General features: G+C 61.1%; 4 protein-coding genes. 2 read left to right on the forward strand and 2 right to left on the reverse strand.

All coding sequences use genetic code 11. The features are described from left to right. Positions 1 to 104: 104 nt before the first annotated feature. Complete coding sequence (locus tag AC1VTH_RS07790; RefSeq protein ID WP_481335576.1) at positions 105 to 599, reverse strand: PTS sugar transporter subunit IIB; 495 nt, start codon at positions 597 to 599, stop codon at positions 105 to 107. 126 nt (positions 600 to 725) lie between these two features. Then, positions 726 to 1,151 carry a PTS sugar transporter subunit IIA gene (locus AC1VTH_RS07795; RefSeq protein WP_481335578.1) on the reverse strand — a complete coding sequence of 142 codons (426 nt, stop codon included), beginning with the start codon at positions 1,149 to 1,151 and terminating at the stop codon, positions 726 to 728. Between the two features lie 293 nt (positions 1,152 to 1,444). On the opposite strand from AC1VTH_RS07795, the gene deoC reads away from it, so the two are divergent. Together deoC and AC1VTH_RS07805 are read left to right on the forward strand one after the other, a co-directional pair. Then, a complete protein-coding gene (deoC, locus tag AC1VTH_RS07800) occupies positions 1,445 to 2,173 on the forward strand; it encodes a deoxyribose-phosphate aldolase (protein WP_481335580.1) in 729 nt (242 codons plus the stop codon). Positions 2,174 to 2,268: 95 nt separating this feature from the next. Continuing rightward, the coding region (locus tag AC1VTH_RS07805) for a hypothetical protein (protein WP_481335582.1) at positions 2,269 to 2,556 on the forward strand (288 nt) is incomplete at its 3' end.

The raw sequence follows: 2,556 nt of genomic DNA on the forward strand, positions 1-2,556 counted from the left end.
ATTCCGGCTCGCGGCCGGCTTTGCTCGCTATACAAGCGAGCTTCTTTGCTGACTGAAGCCTGTTTGTGCGCGTCCGTCCCCAATGGGCGCGCCAGGCGCAATCGCTAAGCGGACTGGTACTTGGCCTTCATGTTGGGCCAGCTGATGGGCTTGTCATCAGGGATGAGCTGGAACTGGACATCGACACCCTGCTCCTCGAGGTAGTCGAGCGCCACGACGTCGTCGTCGTTGAGGCACACGGCGTTGCCCATGGGCTTGGTGTTGGGGCGGGCGCCGTTGAGGTTGCCGATGTTGAGGACCTTGCCAAAGTCGCCGCCGTGGCGAACGATGTCGGCAAAGCCGGTGGTGGAGTCGGAGATGATGTAGAAGTTCTTGTTGGAGGCGTGAACCTTCTCGAGGGCCTTGACGCCCTGCTCGACGTCATAAATGCCGAGCTTGAGGTTGGCGGCGGCAGCCTTTAGAACCTTCTTGCGGAGCTCGTCCTTGGCGACCTTGTCGCTGATGACGATGATCGAGTCGGCCGGCTTCTTGGCGACCCAGCGGGTCATGGTCTGACCGTGGATAACGCGGTCGTCGACGCGGGCGAGAGTGATTGCCATAGTAGGTTCCTCCCAAATGCAGATTGTTATTGCTCGGGGCACGTGCCCCGGGATACCTGAGTGGCGCCCATGTGGGCGCGGTTGGGAGGGGCTCCCCTTCGGCTTGCGCCAGCCCCTCCCCGCCGGCTAGAACAGATCGTCCTCGTCGTCCGAGCTGTCTGCGGGCATCTCCGCAGCAGTAACGCCAGCAGAACCTGCCGTGAGGGCGGCCGCGGTAACCGCCTCCAGGTCATCAGAGCTCATCGCAAGCACGCCGGCCTCCAGAAGCATCGGGAAATTGGCACCAGCGACGAGCCTGATGTGCTCGGGGTTGTTGAGGAACAGGGCATAGGACTCGTTGAAGGGCGTGCCACCCGCGAGATCCGCGAGGATCAGCAGGTCGCCCTGAGAGAGAAGCTCGTTGACGCGTGCGACCAGGCGCTCGCGAAAGTCATCGATACCAGTGTCGGTGAGGTTCACCGCGCTGACGTGCGTGGCGCCCGAGGCAAACATCTGGAACGCATCGAGCATGCCGGTGCAGAGGGAGCCGTGAGATGTAAGCAAGATATTCATCGATATCCTTTCGACTTGTCCTGACCTGAAGAATACATATTCACCTTTCGTCCATATATGCAGATATGTATTGTCTTCCCTGAACGGTCGATTTTTCTGGTTTGACGGTACTTATTTTGGTCAAATTGGCTCATTTGTTCTTACTTTTTGCCTTTGTCATATGAATTGTAAGCTCATTAGAGGTATCCTTTACGCGAAGCACGAAGCGCGCATACTTAGGTGGTGGCGCGTCATATCGCCGCGCAACAGCGGCCTGATTCGGGCCCAGAGACGGGCTCGGAAAGGAGCACCAGATGGCAACCTACACGCTCGACGACCTCTCTCGCCTCATTGACCACACCAACCTGCACCCCGATGCCACCGAGGCCGACATGGCCAAGCTGTGCGATGAGGCCAAGCGCTATCACTTCAAGATGGTTGCCATCAACCAGGTCCAGTCCAAGTTCTGCTCCGAGCAGCTTGCCGGCACCGACATCCACACGGGTGCCGCCATTGCCTTCCCCCTCGGCCAGACCTCCATTGCCGCCAAGGTCTTCGAGACCAAGGACGCCATCGAGAACGGCGCCTCCGAGATTGACTATGTGGTGAACCTCACCCAGGTCAAGGCCGGCAACTGGGACTACATCACCGACGAGATGACGCAGATCGTGGCCGTGTGCCGCGAGGCCAGCGAGGGCCGCGAGGAGGCCATTCCCTGCAAGGTGATCTTCGAGAACTGCCTGCTCAACGATGACGAGAAGGTCAAGCTCGCCGAGATCGCCAAGGAGGTCGAGCCCACGTTCATCAAGACAAGCACCGGCTTCTCCACCGGCGGCGCCACTGTCCACGACGTCGAGCTCATGAAGGCCCACTGCGGCGACAAGGTGCAGGTCAAGGCCGCCGGCGGCATCCGTGACGCCGACACCTTCCTCGACATGGTGCGCGCGGGCGCCTCGCGCATCGGCTGCAGCGCGGGCATGCCGATCATCGACGAGCTGCGCCGCCGCTTCGAGGAGCAAGGCATCGAGTCCATCGAGCTGTAGAGTTGTGCCTGCGGCCATCGCCTTGGCGGTGGCCGCTTTTTGTTAGGTCGTTAGTGCTGACGAGCGCGCGCCGGCACTAGAGGAAAGGAAGCGGCATGGGTCCCATTCTGCTCAAGCCCACCTACATCTCCCCCATCTGGGGCGGAACCCGCATCTCCGAGGCTCGCGGCCTCGAGCATGGCGGCGACGTCAACAATGGCGAGGCATTTGACGTCTCGGCCCACCCCGACGTCTGTACCTCGGTCGAGGGCGGCCCGTTCGACGGCACGCGCTTCGATGAGCTCATCGCCAAGCACCACGACGAGCTCATCGGCGACCTTGCCGACGATGCCACGATTCAGGTCGTCTCGATGGACCCCAAGGAGTTCCTCTCCGTGCAGGTG

The sequence above is a fragment of the Parolsenella sp. genome (assembly GCF_982402205.1).